The following is a 14,539-nucleotide window of genomic DNA, read 5'->3' as shown; positions in this document are numbered from 1 at the left end:
TCGTCCCTGTCGCTGCGCCGATTGGCGGCGATCATGCAGGGGGAAGCGGCGCACGTCCATCCGCTCCGGCCGGCCTATGCCGAACTGCACGATCCGTTGTCGCTGCGCGCTATCGCCCCGCGCTGGAGCGAATTCGGCGTGGCGATTGGCCGGAACCTGCAATTTCGCTAAGAGGGGCAAGGCGTCGTCAAGACACGGGAAGCTATTGCAATTCCGGCTGGCGCGTCGTGAACCGGGAGAAGTTCTTGTGACCTGGCTGCGCCGAATCCTGATCGAGCTTTGGGCTATGGTCGTGTTCGCGGCGATCATTGGCTTTCTCGGCCCGTTCGGGACCTATTTCAACGGCGATTTTGTCGCGCGGTCCTGGCGCTGGTGGATGCAATTGATGGGGGCCTATGTACTGGTCCGCCCGTCCATCATGCTTTGGACCGCCATCGCCGATGCCACCTCGCTACCCCGCCGGCTCTTGGTCTTTTGGGGCGTGCTGCTGTCCAGCTTTCCGTTGGCGCTGTTGTGGACATGGAGCGCCAGCGCCTACTTTCATTCGCTGGACGGATTTGCCGGAATCCTGCCCTTTTCGGTGCTGAGCGCGATTGCCGTGCTGGCCGTGACGTATTGGGCGCAGCGGGCGGATGAACAGTTGCGCGATGCGCTGGGGAGTGGCGGTAGGCCCGGGCAGGCGGCGGAACGATCAGGTTTACCGCAGGGCACCGGACGATCGATGCCTGAGCGCGATGGAGATGTGAGGTCCGCTGATGCCTCGCCCGGCGATACGCCGGGGCCGCGTCTGCTCCGCCGGCTCGCCCCGGGTTTCAGCGAGCCAGTGATCGCGCTTCAGAGCGAGGATCATTACGTCCGCGTTCACGGCAAAGCCGGCAGCGAAATGGTGCTGATACGCTTGCGTGATGCCGTCGCGGAAATGGATGGCATGCCGGGCGAGCAGGTGCACCGCAGCTGGTGGGTGGCTCGCGACGGCATAGCCGAAGTGACGGCGGATGGACGCAATCGCACGATACGGCTCGCCAACGGCGCCGTCGCCCCGGTCGCGCGGGATTCGGTGCCACGGCTTGAACGGATCGGCTTCCTTCCCGAACTGTCCTGAAGAACCGCGCTGCCCAATACACGGACCGGGATGAGACGAAGCGACTATTCGCGCTGCGAAAACGGATAGACGCGCACGCATTCTATCGTATTGTCGCATCAAGAGAACAGAACGCACGATCATTCATTCCGGGCCGCAAACCGATCGCGTCAATCCATCGTCCTCATGTTTCTCAATCACAGGAATGCGTGATGTCCCGTTCAAGCCATGTTTCGATTGCGTTGCTCGGCTTCCTGCTTGCCGCCCCGGCAGTGGCTGAACCTTCGGGCCAGGCGCCCGCTGCCCCGTCTTCCGCGTCAAGTCCGGCATCCAGCGCCGTTCCGGAAGGCTTCGCGCTCGCGCCCGATGGGACGACGCTGATCCATGTCGCCAGCGGCCTGCGCTTCCCCGCCAATTTCAAGGGGTTCGAGCGGCTGAAGGAACAGGCCAACGATCCCAGCGGCCAGTACGTCGCCATCAGCTACGCCCACCCGCTGCGTGGCACCAAGGAGAACGTGGTGGTGCGCTTCGCCGTGGTGCAGATCGATGAAATGTCGGCGCGCGACCATTACCTGATCATGCGGCAGGCGGCGATGTCGCACTTCTCCGCGCCGACGATCGTTTCAGAAGGCGCGGTGAAGATTCCGAACGATCCCAAGCTGGATGCCTATCGCGGCACTTTCAGCGGCATCCGCGATAACCAGCCCTGGCGCTTCAGCCTGACGACGGTGGACTACGGCCATTGGAGCGGCCGGATGACGGCGGCCTATCCGGAACGCAACGCAGCAGAGGCCGAACAATACCTTGGCGTGCTGTTGACCGAAGTTCGCGCGCAGACGCCCAAGGCGCTCGGCAAGAAATAGGTCCTCATCCTAGAGGACGTTCAGGCCGAGTTGGGAAAGCAGTTCGGCCGCCTGCACTCGCGAGATGGTCGCCCCGCGGAACAGCCGGGCGTCCATCAGTTCGATGCCGCCGAGGTCTGCGCCGCGCAAGTCCGCCTGCTCGAAGCGCGAACCGGCAAGGGTTGCATTGCGCAGCGAACTGTCTTCGAACACCGCCATTCGGAAATCGGCCTTTTGCAGATCGGATTCCGACAGATCCACCCGTTTGAGAACCGCCTTCTTCAAGGAAATGCCGGGCAGGCGGGCGTAGGATAGCAGCGTTTCCTCCAGCGCGATGCCGATCGTGGAAGCATCGGTCAGGTCCGCCCCGGTCAACTTGCACCGTTCGAAACGAGCGGAGACCAGCCGCGCGCGGCGGAATGAGGCGTTGTTGAAATCGCCGCCGCTGATCAGCGCGCTGCCAAGGTCGGCGCCGACGAACGAGGCTTCGCTCCCCCGGCAGCCCAGAAACCGCGCGCTGGCCAGCGTTGCCCCATCAAACCGGGCGCCGCGCAGGGCGCATCGTTCCAGCACGATATCCTCCAGATCGAGCCCGGAAAAGTCGCCTTCGTCCAGATCGCAGTCCGTCAGCGTTCGCACACCTGCCGCCCAGGCCGAAAGCAGATCGTCGCGCCCCACGGCGCGGTCCGCCAGCTCGGGATGGATTTTTGCTGAATCGTTCATTGCGCCATTATGCGGGCCGCTGGCTGCGCGGCAAGCCGCTGCTGCCAAGATCCGGGGTAATGTCCCTGGGGCCTCACCCTAGGTATCATTCCGGGAATATGACGCGCCTGTCACAAGACGGCAGTGAATCGGTTCCAGACTTGCCGGCATCATATCTCGATGCGTCCCGGCCGCGCCCTTTCCGCATGAAACCGTCGTATGCAGAAGGAGGCCGTCCGGGCCCGGCCGGAGGCACGAATGCACAATACGATCGGCATGGCCCATCCCGATTTGCCGAACACGTCCAGCACGCGTCCCGATCTGCAAAAAGGGCTCGGCAAAGCTGGCGTGATCGGGTTTTCGGCAGCGATCCTGGCCTCCATCCTCTACGTTGCGTCCAGCGTGTTTCGCGACGCGCAGGCGGCGCATGTCCACCCCACGGCGCTGCTGCCGTTCATCCTGCTGTTCATCGCCCTGCTGATCGCGTTGGGGTTCGAATTCGTGAACGGCTTCCACGATACCGCCAATGCGGTGGCCACGGTGATCTACACCAATGCCATGCCGGCGACGACGGCGGTGGTGTGGTCCGGCTTCTTCAACTTTCTGGGCGTGCTGATGTCCAGCGGTGCAGTGGCTTTCGGCATCGTATCCCTACTGCCCGTGGAACTGATCCTGAAAGTGGGCTCTCAGGCGGGCTTCGCCATGGTGTTCGCCTTGCTGATCGCAGCGATCATCTGGAATCTGGCGACCTGGTGGCTGGGCATTCCCTCTTCCAGCTCGCACACCCTGATCGGATCGATCATCGGCGTCGGCATCGCCAATGCCTTCATGGAGGGCAAGTCCGGCACCGCCGGCGTTGACTGGTCGAAAGCGGCGGAGATCGGGCAGGCGCTGTTGTTCTCGCCGCTGATCGGCTTCGTGCTGGCGGCCCTGCTGTTTCTGGCGATGAAGCTTCTGGTGCGCCATCCCGCGCTCTACCGCGAGCCGGAGCCGGGCGTGCCGCCACCGCTGTGGATCCGCGCGCTGCTGATCTTCACTTGCACCGGCGTCAGCTTCGCGCACGGATCGAACGATGGCCAGAAGGGCATGGGCCTGATCATGCTGATCCTGATCGGCACCGTTCCCACCGCTTATGCGCTGAACCGCGCCGTGCCTGCGCAATATACCGAGCAGTTCCATGTGAACGCCATTGCCGCCGTCTCCGTGCTGCAGCCCCCGGTCGAGCCGATGTCTCCGCAGGCCGCGCGCGCCACCGTGACGCGCTTCATTGCCGACAAGCAATTCGGGCCTGACACCAAGCACGCCGTGGCCGAACTGGTCATCGATATCGACGATCAGGTGCGCCAGTACGGATCGCTGGCCAGGGTCCCGGCCGAAGCGGTCAAGAACGTGCGTAACGACATGTATCTGGCATCCGAAGCGATCAAGCGTCTGGAAAAGGAGAAGGCCGCCGGGCTTTCGGAGGCGGACACAGCCGCCTTGTCGCGCGTCAAGGACTCGCTGGACAAGGGCACGCGCTTCATCCCCACCTGGGTGAAGGTTGCGGTCGCGCTGGCTTTGGGCCTTGGCACGATGATCGGATGGCGGCGGATCGTCATCACTGTGGGTGAGAAGATCGGCAAATCGCACCTTACGTATGCGCAAGGCGCCGCGGCGGAACTGGTCGCCATGGGCACGATCATGGGGGCGGACACGCTAGGCCTGCCGGTTTCGACGACCCATGTGCTTTCATCCGGTGTGGCCGGCACGATGGCGGCAAACCGATCCGGCCTGCAGATGTCCACGATCCGCAATCTGGCCGTCGCCTGGGTGTTGACGCTGCCGGCCTCGATCGCGCTGGCGGCGCTGCTCTACTGGCTGTTCCGCATGGCTATCTGAATCTGGTCATGCCCTGTCAGTCGTCAGCTGACAGGGCGTGGATAGGCAGCAGCGCGGCGCCCAGCGTGATGGGTGAGCCGCGCAGGCCTGAGACGCGGACCGGCGGCCTTCGCACGCCGAACGTTGTTACAAGGTTCGCGCGGTCAAGCCTTTCGCCCAACCCCCGCAGGATCGCCGGCGGCAGCGGGCCGGCCAGCACGATCGCGCCCGGGTCCAGCCAGGCGAAGGCGGTGTTGCAGATCAATTCGAGCTGGCCTGCCGCCCGGTCCATCCACGCCTCGATCGTATCGCGCTGGTCCGCCGCTTCGGGATCGATTTCTCCCACCGATGTCACCGCGCAGCCGGCGGCGCGTAAATTGGTGAGCAGGTCCAGCGGGCTGGGGCGGGGATGCTCCATCGGGAACAGGCAGCCCACTTCGCCCGCCACGCCGAACTGCCCGCGCACCAGCCGGCCGTCGACGATCACCCCCGCGCCGATGCCATAGCCCAGCAGCACGACCACCACGGTCGAAAAGTCCTGCAGCAGTCCGTCCACGTAATATTCGGCCAGGGCGGCGGCATTGGCGTCGTTCTCCAGCCAGAGCGGCCAGCCCAGTTCGCGCGCCATGATCTCTCGCAAGGGCACGTCGCGCCATTCGGGCAGCGCGTCGACCACGCTCCAGCGCTCGCCTTCGATGGACATGGCAGGGCCCGGCACGGCCACGCCAAGGCCCAGCATGCGCTGGCCCAGCAGGTTGTGCCGGTCCACCAGCCCATGGGTGATGCCGCGCAGCTTGGCGGCAAATTCTTGCGGCGTGATCGGCGGTATCGTTTCGCGATGGGTGGCGATCACCCCGCCGGCCAGATCGAGCAGCGCGATATCCAGCAGTCCCTTGTGCGCGGTGGCACCCACGGCATAGCCGCCGCCCGGTGCGATGCGCAGCGGCACAGCCGGCCGGCCGCGCGCCTGCGCCTCTGCGCCGGTCATTTCTTCCAGAATGCCAAGCGCCATGAGCGAGCGGGACAGCTTGGTCAGCGCCGCACCGCTCATTTCCAGACGTATCCCCAGCGCGGAGCGCGACAGGGGCCCGGCCTTGCGCAGTTCGCGGATGATACGCCGCTGGTCCTTATCGATCAGGGGAAGCTGCATTTTGGAAGGATTCCGATGCGCCGAAAATCGGCTGGTCGCAGATATTAATTATTTTCTATAAAATATTTAAAAATGTCACCTTGAGCCGTCAAGTGCCCCCTCGTCGCCGCTTCGGGCGGCTTTCGAATTTTCGAATCGAGGGGCATCATGTTCAAGACCGTTCTTGCCGCCGGCACGGCGCTTACCGCCATCTGCACCGTCCTTGCGACGCCCGCCTATGCCGCGGACGAGGCCGCAGCCGCCGACAGCGGTGCGGGTGCGCCGGCAGGCGAAGCGACGTCCGGCGACATCATCGTCACCGGATCGACCCGCGCGCAGCGCCGCTTCGACGTGTCTTATGCGATCAACACGATCACGCAGGATGACATGGCGAAGATCGCCCCGGTCAACTTCGCGGACCTGATCGGCCAGCTTCCCGGCTTCCAAACCGAAATCACCGGCGGCGAAGTGCAGAACATCTACCGCATTCGCGGGTTGCCCAGCGACGGCGGTTTCGTCAGTTTCCAGCAGGACGGCCTGCCGCTGTTCCATGAGAACGACGGCGTGTTCTTCCGCGGTGACGCCCTGATCAAGCCGGACCTGATGACCGACCGCCTGGAAGTGGTGCGCGGCGGCCCGGCGCCGGTTTATGCCAGCTATTCGGGCGCGATCATCAACGCCATCACCGTCACCGGCAGCGACGTGGCGCGTGGCAAGGCGCAAGTGACGCTGGGTGACACGGGCCTCTATCGCTTTGACGCCTATCAGGCCGGCCCGCTGGGCAAGAACACCTATTACGCCGTGGGCGGCTTCATGCGCTATCACGACGGCTATCGCGACAACGGCTTCCCCAACGACAAGGGCGGCCAGATCCGCGCCAACATCAAGCATGACCTTGAAAACGGCTCGATCAAGCTGAGCCTGAACTACGTCAACGATCACAACGTCTTCTACCTGCCGATCCCGACCGCCGACCCGCGCGATCCCAGCGTCAGCCTGGACAAGTACATCGACTATTTCACCGGCACGATGAACTCGCCGGCGTTCCGCAACGTCAACCTGAAGTACCGTGACGGCGCGGGCGTGATCCAGAGCCGCAACAGCGATCTGTCCGACGGCCGCCACATGCAGATGGTGAACTTCGGCGCGCAGTACGATGCCGATTTCGATGGCTGGCTGGTCTCGGCCAAGGCCGGGTACACGCAGGGCAAGCTGGACTTCACGGCGTTCTATTCGACCACCAACCCGGCCGATGCCGATACCTTCGCCAGCAGCTATCTGGCGCGCGCGACCACCGCTTTCGGCGCGGTCGATCACCTCGGCTACGTGCTGGCCGGCACCAACACCGTCTACGATCCCAATGCCGCCTCCGGGCTTGTCATGCAGGGCCAGTACCGCGACATCCACTCGAAGTTCTATTCGGCGCAGGGCAACCTCTCGATCGCGAAGAAGTTCGACACTGGCATCGGCAGCCACGACATCAAGCTGGGCCTTTATGCCAGCGCCTATGGCGAAGACAGCAAGACGCTGTACCAGAACTACCTGATCGAAGTGGCGGGCAAGCCGCGCACGCTGGACCTCGTGGCCTATAACGCCGCCGGCACCGCGATCGGATCGGTCACCGACAATGGCGTGCTGAACTATGCCGCCACGCTGAACCAGGGCGATTCCGACGCCAAGATGTTCGCGATCTATGCGAACGACACCTGGGAAATCGTGCCGGGCCTGCGCATCGATGCCGGCATCCGCCACGAACGCTACAGCTACAAGGGCTGGGCGGCGCTGACCGAGCAGGTGAACCTGGGCGACGCCACCACGCTGGCCGACGATACCACGCGCGGCTTTACGGGCGCGATCGTCACCCAGAAGCTGAAGCCCAACGTCACCAACTGGACCGTCGGTGCCAACTACGATTTCAACAACCACATCGGCATCTACGGCCGCGCATCGCACCTTGAAACGCCGCCGAACGTGCAGACGGTGATGAGCATCAACCCGACGATCCTCACCACGATTGCCGATCAGTACGAAGTGGGTCTGAAGCTCGCCTCCGGCCGTTCGTACCTCTACGTCACCGGGTTCTACACCAACTTCGACCCGCTCAACGCCTCGTTCCTTGCTTACGATCCGACCACGGGCCGCAACGATGTGAACGTGCCGTTCGTGGGTGAAGCGCAAGTGAAGGGCGTGGAGTTCGACGGTGCCTGGTCGGTCACGCCGTGGTTCACGCTGAACGGCGCGCTGACGATCAGCGATCCGAAGTACAAGAGCTTCCAGAGCGCGACGGGCGCCGATCCGGAGCAGGTGGAAGGCAACCAGATCGTTCGCGAACCGAAGGTCTACGGCAATATCCGCCCCAGCTTCAACTTCACGACCGCTGGCACGGACGTGTCGATCTACGGACGCTACACCTACATGGGTAAGCGTTACGTCGATCTCTACAACGACACGGCGCTGCCGGCCTATGGCACGGTGGGCGCGGGCTTCACGCTCACGCGTGGCACCTGGCAGATGCAGGTGGTGGGTGACAACCTGTTCAACGCGCACGGGTTGACCGAAGGCAACACCCGCACCGACTCGCTCAGCGGGCAGGGCAGTGCAGAGGCGATCTACGGCCGCCCGATCTTCGGTCGGAACTTCCGTCTTATGGTGAGCAAGGCGTGGTGATGGCACTGCGTTCGCGAGGTCTAGCCGCCAGCCTCCTCATGGCGGCCATGCTTCCGGTCTCGACCGTCCCGGCTTCGGCCGGGGCGGCTCGCGACCGCAAGGTGGAACTGCTGTCCGACCATCTGTTCCCGATGCTGGGCGAAGTGGGCAGCGATGCCCGCGCGGTCGCGGCACTGAAGGCGCGCTATGACGTGGCCACGCTACTGGAAGCCCGCCGGGCGCGAGAGGTGGCTTGCGGCGAGGATGCACTCTGCGCCGCGCAGGCGCTGGTCTGGAGCGATGCCGAAAAAGCGACGCTGGGCACGGCCGCAGCCGGCCTCGTCACCACCCGCAAGGCCGATGACGGCAACTTGGCCGGACTGGATCGTGAGATCGACGGCATCAACATCGTGATCCGCACGTATGCGCTGGGCCTTGCTCCGCGCTATCCGCAGATCGACGGTTCGGGCCTTGCGCTCGATAACGAGGAAGCGAAGAACCGCACGATGGCTGCGCTGGCGCTGGCCCGCACACCGCGCGGGGGATCGGCGCAGGCGCTGGATCCCAGCATCGAGTTCGCGCTGGCGCTGCTGGATGCCAACGACCGCACCGACGCCATCGGTTACGAACCCATCAACGACGGCCTCAATGCGCCGGCCATGGCGCGCGCGAAGACCATCGACTGGAAGCGCTATCGCTATTCGGCGATGATCGTCACCGGCGTCGGCCCGGAAGTGCCCGAAATGTCGCTCAGCCCCCTGAGCAAGCTGCATATCCGGTTGGCGGCGAACCGTTTCGCGGCGGGGGACATCCCCATCATCATCGTGACCGGCGGCCGCGCGCACCCGCGCGCCACGCGCTTTGCCGAGGCGGAGGAACTGCGGCGCGGCCTGATCGAACGCTATGGCATTCCCGCCGATGCCATCGTGATCGAGCCCTATGCCCGCCACACGACGACCAACTTGCGCAACGCCACCCGCCGCCTGATGGCGATGGGCGCGCCGCTCGACCGGGATACGCTGATCGTCTGCAATCCGGCCCAGAGCGCCTACATCGAAACCCCGCTTTTCGCGCAGCGCAATCTGGACGAACTTGGCTATCAACCGGGTCAAGTGGGTCACCGCCTGTCCCCGACCGAGCTTGAATTTCGTCCTTCCTCCAAGTCGGCGCGGCTTGATCCGCGCGATCCGCTGGATCCCTGATAGGAAAGGCCATCCGAAGATGCGTTTTCCCGTGATCGCCGCTCTCGGCGTACTCGCCCTGCACCCTTCCGCCGCCTATGCCTGGGGCGGCACAGCCCACGCCGTGATCGACCGCGCCGCGATCGAGGCGATCCCCGCCGATGGCCCGGTTTTCCTGCGCAAGTACGAGGACTATATCGGCGCCTCCGCCTCGTTGCCGGACAGCTGGCGCGGGGATGACGAGAATTTCTCGAAGATCGAGGAAGACCCGAACCACGGCTGGTTTCGCGAACAGTTCACGTTTCTGAAGCCGATCCCGCGTTCGCGTTATGAGTTCGTCCTCGCGCTCTACAAGCATTACGAGACGATCAAGGACAGCGATCCCGCCACTGCCGCGCGCACCAATGTGCGGTGGACCGGCACGCTGCCTTATGCGGCGATGGAAGCCTACCAGCGCCTGATCACCTGCATGCGCTATGTCCGCAAGGCCAATGCGGAAGGTGGCGACGCTTCAGTGCCCGAACAGCACTGCGCATTTCAGGTGATCCGCCTGGGCCACTACATCGGCGACGGCGCGCAGCCGCTGCACGATTCGGTCAACAGTGACGGCTGGCGCGGTGACAACCCGCATGACTACACGCGTGACCGCACGATCCATGGCCGGTTCGAAAGCGGGTTCGTGGACGGCATGAAGCTGACGGTTGCCGATATCGCCCCGCGCATCGCCGCGCCAGGCCATCGGGAGGGGGACATGTTCGATGCGGTCCTGGCCTACCTCGACACGGCGGGCGACAAGATGGAGCAGGTCTACAAGCTGGAAAAGCGCGACCACTTCACCAACTTCGCGGACCGCGACACGCGCGAACTGGTTTACGCCCAGACCAGCAGCGGTGCCGCCATGCTGCGCGACATGATCTGCCGCGCCTGGGCCCAGAGCGCGACTCCGCCCGCTAAGGTGGTTCCCGCCCCGCTCGACTTCGCCAATCCCAGGTTCAATCCCGAGACCGGCTCCGCGCCGGGCTGAACCATCGGGTCGCACGATGGGCTGCGAGCGCCGCGAGCACACGCTCATGCCGCTCGTGGCCCATCCTCATGCGTGACAGCAGGGCCACGGCGGCAAGACTTCCCAGCATCGGCACACCCAGGCCAAGCGCGATCATTCCGGCCTTGACGGTGGCGGACTGCTCCGCGCCGGGCAGGTAGCCCAGCCATCCCAATGCAAGGCCGATCACGACGGACGATCCCGCTGCGCCGGCTTTCGCGACGACGAGATAGAACGCGAAAAGGCCCGTCTCGAACCTGCGGCCATGGCGCAAGGCCACGAAGTCCACGGCGTCGGCCAGAAGGCCCCAAGGCAGCATGAATACACAGCTCAGGCCGAAGCCCATCAGCAGGGCGCAGGCCGGCAGCAGGTCCGGCCGGTCCATCACCAAGGCGAACAGCGCGAAGCCGACGAACGTAACGGCATAGCCCGCCGCCAGTACGCGGCCCTTGTCGATCCGCGCGGCCAGCGGCGTCCATAGGGCGACGCCCAGGAATTGCCCCAGCGTCTTCGCCAGCAGGAGAGATGTGATCAATTCCGGCCGCTCGATCACGTAAGTCCCCAAATAGAGCAGCATCCTGTCGAATGCGGGCATGGCGAAGCCGGTGATCACGCCGATGGCCGCCATGGCCAGCACCAGCCGATCGCGCAGCGGCACGTCGATTCCGTCGCGATCCTGCGGCATCTGTGTCTCGGGAGCGCTGCTGCGCCGGTCGCTCGCAAGGCCGCAGGCGATCATCGTCAGCGCGAACAGGCAACCGGCTATCGCGCCGGTCAACGCGAGGCGGGGCAGATCGTGCGCGTGAACGGCCGATTGCACGGTGGGCGTCAGGATCGCGGCAACCGTCAGCGCACTGGCCGAACTGAAGAAGAACCGATAGCCGGAAACCCTGCCGCGCGCCCGGCTGTCGGCGGTAATCCGCGTCATCAGCGCATTGTGCGGCACGTCGATCAAGGCATAGGCGCCGCGAAACACCAGCAGTGAGAAGGCGAGTATCCACGCTTGCTCGATACCCATCGCCGGCATCGCGAACAGCAGTGCGAAGGCAAGGCCGCCGGGCACCGAGCCCGCGACGATCAACCAGCGATAGCCACGGCCCGAGCGGCGCAAGCGGATCACCAGCATCGCCGCCAGCAGATCGAAAACCAGATCGCCTGCCAGCGCCACCAGCATCAGCAAGCCGGAGGTCGTGCCGGAAAAGCCGAACAGGTCCGTCAGGAGATAGAGGAACGTCAGGTCCGCGCCGGCAAAGACGATGTTCTTGCCGAAATTCCCGGAGGAATAGGCAATCAAACGGGTTTCCGCGCCCAAACGGGTTTTCACGCCGCGCCATCCGGGAAATGCATTGTGCGGTCTGGCTGTTGGAGGCGAAGTCGACATCATCCAGCGCCCGTAGGGCAGGACTGTTTCAGTTCGCGGACAGCCGAATCGCCGCATAACGTACTGCGGGAAAGCCAAGGCGAACGCGCAAGCGTGGCCTGCTTGCGACCACCCATCGCGCGACAACGATGGCCATGAGCGTGACCTAGATCACGGCATCGCCGGTGCGCGCCGAAGCAGGCAACGCCAGCGCATTCGGGACAGTGGGAAGAAATCGTCCGCGAGAGCGATTCGCGCCCGGAAAACAGGGGATTCGACGAAGGTCGTTTCGGCAATCACCGGCAAGTGACGCGCAGAAGATAAGTAAGCATTTGGAATCGACATGTCCCAAAATGGACAATCCAGTTGTTAACTAACAATTTGCATTTGCTTGATCCGTGAACCCTTTCTAAGCCCCGGTTCACGGCAGAAACGCCGCAGATTCGATCGGCAGGGGGCTGATTGCGTCAGTAGGCATTAAGTGGGGGCTTAATGATTTCCGTTCCATTCCGGTGGATTTCGCGCGCTATCGTTGGCAGCGGTAGTGTCCTGACGGGGGTGATGCTGACGGTCGTTTCGGCCCAGGCACACACCGACTCGGTCGCGATCGACGTCACCGCGCGCATCAAGGAACGTTGCGGCTTCGCTGCCGCCGGCCCCGATGCCGTCGCCGCGCCGCGCGATCTGGAAAGCGCCGCGAATTTCTCTCTGGCGGTCGGGCTCGACTGCAACACCCCTTATGCTCTGGGCGTCACCTCGCAAAGCGGTGCGCTGCTCAATGTGGACAATGCCGACGACGGTTCGGGGTACGCTTTCAGCAAGCGCTACCGCGTTTCGGTGGCGCTTGAAACGGACAAGGGCGTGGTGCGCAGCGCGCGTTGCACGTCCGACGAAATGGAAGAGGGCGGCCGCTGCGCTTTCGCCAGCCTGGTTCCCGGGCGGGGGCTGAAGTCCGGCGCCGGCATCAGCGTCGGCCGCAATGCCGTGATCACCATCGATTGGCCCTCGCAGGCCGCCGCCGAGCCGCGGCTGGCAGCAGGGCACTACAAAGACACTCTAATTCTGGTGGTCGGGCCACGCGCATAAACGCACCCACCATCTGAAGGGCGGCGCGCAGGGTCGGCGCACCGTTCAGCCATCGGCAGCCGTCCGGCATCCGATGAAACGCATGGCCCGCGAAAGCGGTCTTGATTTCTCCGGCGTCGTTCTGCGCCAAACTTGTCTAAGGAGTTGAATTATGAAGCGTTCGATCCTCGCCGCCAGCGCGGTTGCTCTTTTCGCCGTTGCCGGTTCGGCCCAGGCTGCCACCACCGCCCAGATCAACATCAACGCCAAGGTCAACAGCAAGTGCGGCATCTCGTCGCAGACCTCGTCGATCTCGCTCGAAGACCTGACCGACGCCAACGCCAAGGTCCGCTCGACCGTGACCGAAGAGATCGCCCAGAAGCTGAACGCCGCCAACGTCGTCGCGTTCTGCAACAACGGCGGCAGCACCGTTAAGGTTCAGCGCGCTGTTCTCGCCCTTGACGGCGCGACCGGCAATGGCCTGGCCCAGGGCGACTTCGCCCAGTTCATCCGTTACAACCTCGACACCTCGATCAACGGCCTGGCCCTTGACTCGACCTCGACCCCGACCGGTTCGACCGTCGCCCAGCGTTTCGGCGGCCACGACAGCCTGAGCGAAGCTTCGACCCACGTCCTGTTCGCCAAGGCGAGCAGCGAAGGTGCCGCTGTCGCTTCGACCAACGGCGCGGACCGTACGGCTACCAACTGGAGCTCGCTCACCGATCGTCGGATGGCTGCTGGCAACTACAGCGGTTACGTTTCGATCGAACTGACCCCGGCTGCCTGATTTTATCCGGAGGCGGGCCTCGGCCCGCCTCCATCCTTTCCGGTCCAGGCATTTTCAGATGAGCAAGATGACTTCACGCTTCAAGCGCCATGGCGCCCGCCCGCTGCTGACTGCCCTGACGCTGTTCGGGGGACTGCTGGCGAGCACCGCACCTTCCTTTGCACTGAACGTGCAGCCGGTCGTGGTGGACCTGCAGACCGCAGGGCGCAGGACTTCGGCCATCGTCACCTTGCAGAATACCTTCCCGGACCCGGTTCCGGTCGAAGTCACCGTGCATCCCGTTCGCGTCGTCGACGGTGAACTGCGCGAGGCGGAGGACCAGGAAACCGACGATATTCTTGTCTTCCCCAGCCAGGCGACGCTGGGTGGAAATCAATCGCAGGCCTTCCGCGTCCAGTGGATCGGCGAGCCCAAGGCCGGTGAAAGCCAGCACTTCTACGTGACCATCGCCCAGTTGCCGGTCTCCATGGCGGGCAGCCAGAACACCATCCAGGTGCTCCATCGCTTCAAGGTGCTGGTCAGCGTCGGCTCGGCCGAGGATGCGGCTTCGCTGAAACTGGTGGAAGCGAAGATCGGTACCGATCCCAGCGGAAAGCCCCAGCCGATCGTCACGATTGCCAATGAAGGCACGACTTACGGCTATGTCGCCAATAACCGCATGACTCTGATCGAGCGTCGCGGTGACGGTTCGGAAGCGTTCCGCAAGACGTTCGAGCCGGAGGAAATCCGCGAGACCATGGGCCTCGGCCTGGTGCCGGCCAAGGCGAGCCGGGTGCTGCCGATGAATGTCGAGCTGCCGGATGCCGCGGGCACGCTGTCCATCGAACTCACGCCGGCCGGAAAATGA

General features: G+C 64.2%; 13 protein-coding genes. 10 read left to right on the top strand and 3 right to left on the bottom strand.

The genetic code is table 11. The features are described from left to right. Positions 1–33: 33 nt before the first annotated feature. From ACZ1JC_RS03865 to ACZ1JC_RS03855, 3 genes are all read left to right on the top strand, one after another. The gene (locus ACZ1JC_RS03865; RefSeq protein WP_465139225.1) at positions 34–171 is read left to right on the top strand and encodes a hypothetical protein; all 138 of its coding nucleotides are present in this window, start codon (positions 34–36) and stop codon (positions 169–171) included. Continuing rightward, positions 146–1,102, top strand: coding sequence for a LytTR family DNA-binding domain-containing protein (locus tag ACZ1JC_RS03860; RefSeq protein WP_465139226.1), 957 nt, complete (start codon positions 146–148; stop codon positions 1,100–1,102). Before ACZ1JC_RS03865 ends, ACZ1JC_RS03860 begins: the two co-directional genes overlap by 26 nt. 191 nt (positions 1,103–1,293) lie before the next feature. Continuing rightward, complete coding sequence (locus ACZ1JC_RS03855) at positions 1,294–1,944, top strand: hypothetical protein (protein ID WP_465139227.1); 651 nt, start codon at positions 1,294–1,296, stop codon at positions 1,942–1,944. A 9-nt stretch (positions 1,945–1,953) separates the two neighbouring features. Here ACZ1JC_RS03855 and ACZ1JC_RS03850 read toward each other — a convergent pair whose 3' ends face one another. After that, a complete protein-coding gene (locus ACZ1JC_RS03850) occupies positions 1,954–2,646 on the bottom strand; it encodes a pentapeptide repeat-containing protein (RefSeq protein WP_465139228.1) in 693 nt (230 codons plus the stop codon). Positions 2,647–2,901: 255 nt separating this feature from the next. On the opposite strand from ACZ1JC_RS03850, the gene ACZ1JC_RS03845 reads away from it, so the two are divergent. Next, positions 2,902–4,503 carry an inorganic phosphate transporter gene (locus tag ACZ1JC_RS03845; protein ID WP_465140305.1) on the top strand — a complete coding sequence of 534 codons (1,602 nt, stop codon included), beginning with the start codon at positions 2,902–2,904 and terminating at the stop codon, positions 4,501–4,503. 16 nt (positions 4,504–4,519) lie between these two features. Here the strand turns inward: ACZ1JC_RS03845 and ACZ1JC_RS03840 are convergent, their stop codons facing one another. Further along, entirely contained in the window at positions 4,520–5,632 is a 1,113-nt protein-coding gene (locus ACZ1JC_RS03840; protein WP_465139229.1) for an ROK family protein, read from the bottom strand. A 147-nt stretch (positions 5,633–5,779) separates the two neighbouring features. Here ACZ1JC_RS03840 and ACZ1JC_RS03835 point away from each other — a divergent pair, with 147 nt between their 5' ends. Genes ACZ1JC_RS03835 through ACZ1JC_RS03825 form a run of 3 tightly spaced genes read left to right on the top strand, consistent with a single transcriptional unit; the run spans position 5,780 to position 10,462 of the window. After that, entirely contained in the window at positions 5,780–8,278 is a 2,499-nt protein-coding gene (locus tag ACZ1JC_RS03835) for a TonB-dependent receptor (protein WP_465139230.1), read from the top strand. Further along, positions 8,278–9,459, top strand: a complete 1,182-nt coding sequence (locus ACZ1JC_RS03830; RefSeq protein WP_465139231.1) for a YdcF family protein — start codon at positions 8,278–8,280, stop codon at positions 9,457–9,459. The genes ACZ1JC_RS03835 and ACZ1JC_RS03830 overlap by 1 nt, the downstream gene beginning before the upstream one ends. 19 nt (positions 9,460–9,478) lie before the next feature. Further along, positions 9,479–10,462: a phospholipase C/P1 nuclease family protein gene (locus tag ACZ1JC_RS03825; protein WP_465139232.1), complete on the top strand. Its 984-nt coding sequence runs from the start codon at positions 9,479–9,481 to the stop codon at positions 10,460–10,462. On the opposite strand, the gene ACZ1JC_RS03820 is transcribed toward ACZ1JC_RS03825, so the two are convergent. Further along, positions 10,431–11,804 (bottom strand): MFS transporter, encoded by a 1,374-nt coding sequence (locus tag ACZ1JC_RS03820; RefSeq protein WP_465139233.1) that lies wholly within the window; start codon positions 11,802–11,804, stop codon positions 10,431–10,433. The two genes, ACZ1JC_RS03825 and ACZ1JC_RS03820, sit on opposite strands and share 32 nt — an antisense overlap. Positions 11,805–12,401: 597 nt before the next feature. Here ACZ1JC_RS03820 and ACZ1JC_RS03815 point away from each other — a divergent pair. The 3 genes from ACZ1JC_RS03815 (at position 12,402) to ACZ1JC_RS03805 (ending at position 14,539) form a co-directional block, all read left to right on the top strand. Next, positions 12,402–12,926 carry a hypothetical protein gene (locus ACZ1JC_RS03815; protein WP_465139234.1) on the top strand — a complete coding sequence of 175 codons (525 nt, stop codon included), beginning with the start codon at positions 12,402–12,404 and terminating at the stop codon, positions 12,924–12,926. Positions 12,927–13,077: 151 nt separating this feature from the next. Next, positions 13,078–13,692: a hypothetical protein gene (locus tag ACZ1JC_RS03810; protein ID WP_465139235.1), complete on the top strand. Its 615-nt coding sequence runs from the start codon at positions 13,078–13,080 to the stop codon at positions 13,690–13,692. 58 nt (positions 13,693–13,750) lie between these two features. After that, positions 13,751–14,539, top strand: a complete 789-nt coding sequence (locus ACZ1JC_RS03805) for a fimbria/pilus periplasmic chaperone (protein ID WP_465139236.1) — start codon at positions 13,751–13,753, stop codon at positions 14,537–14,539.

It is taken from the genome of Sphingomonas sp. BL-S-28 (assembly GCF_055521515.1).
Note: the sequence above shows the minus strand (reverse complement) of the source record. Positions and strands in the feature narration are given on the sequence as shown.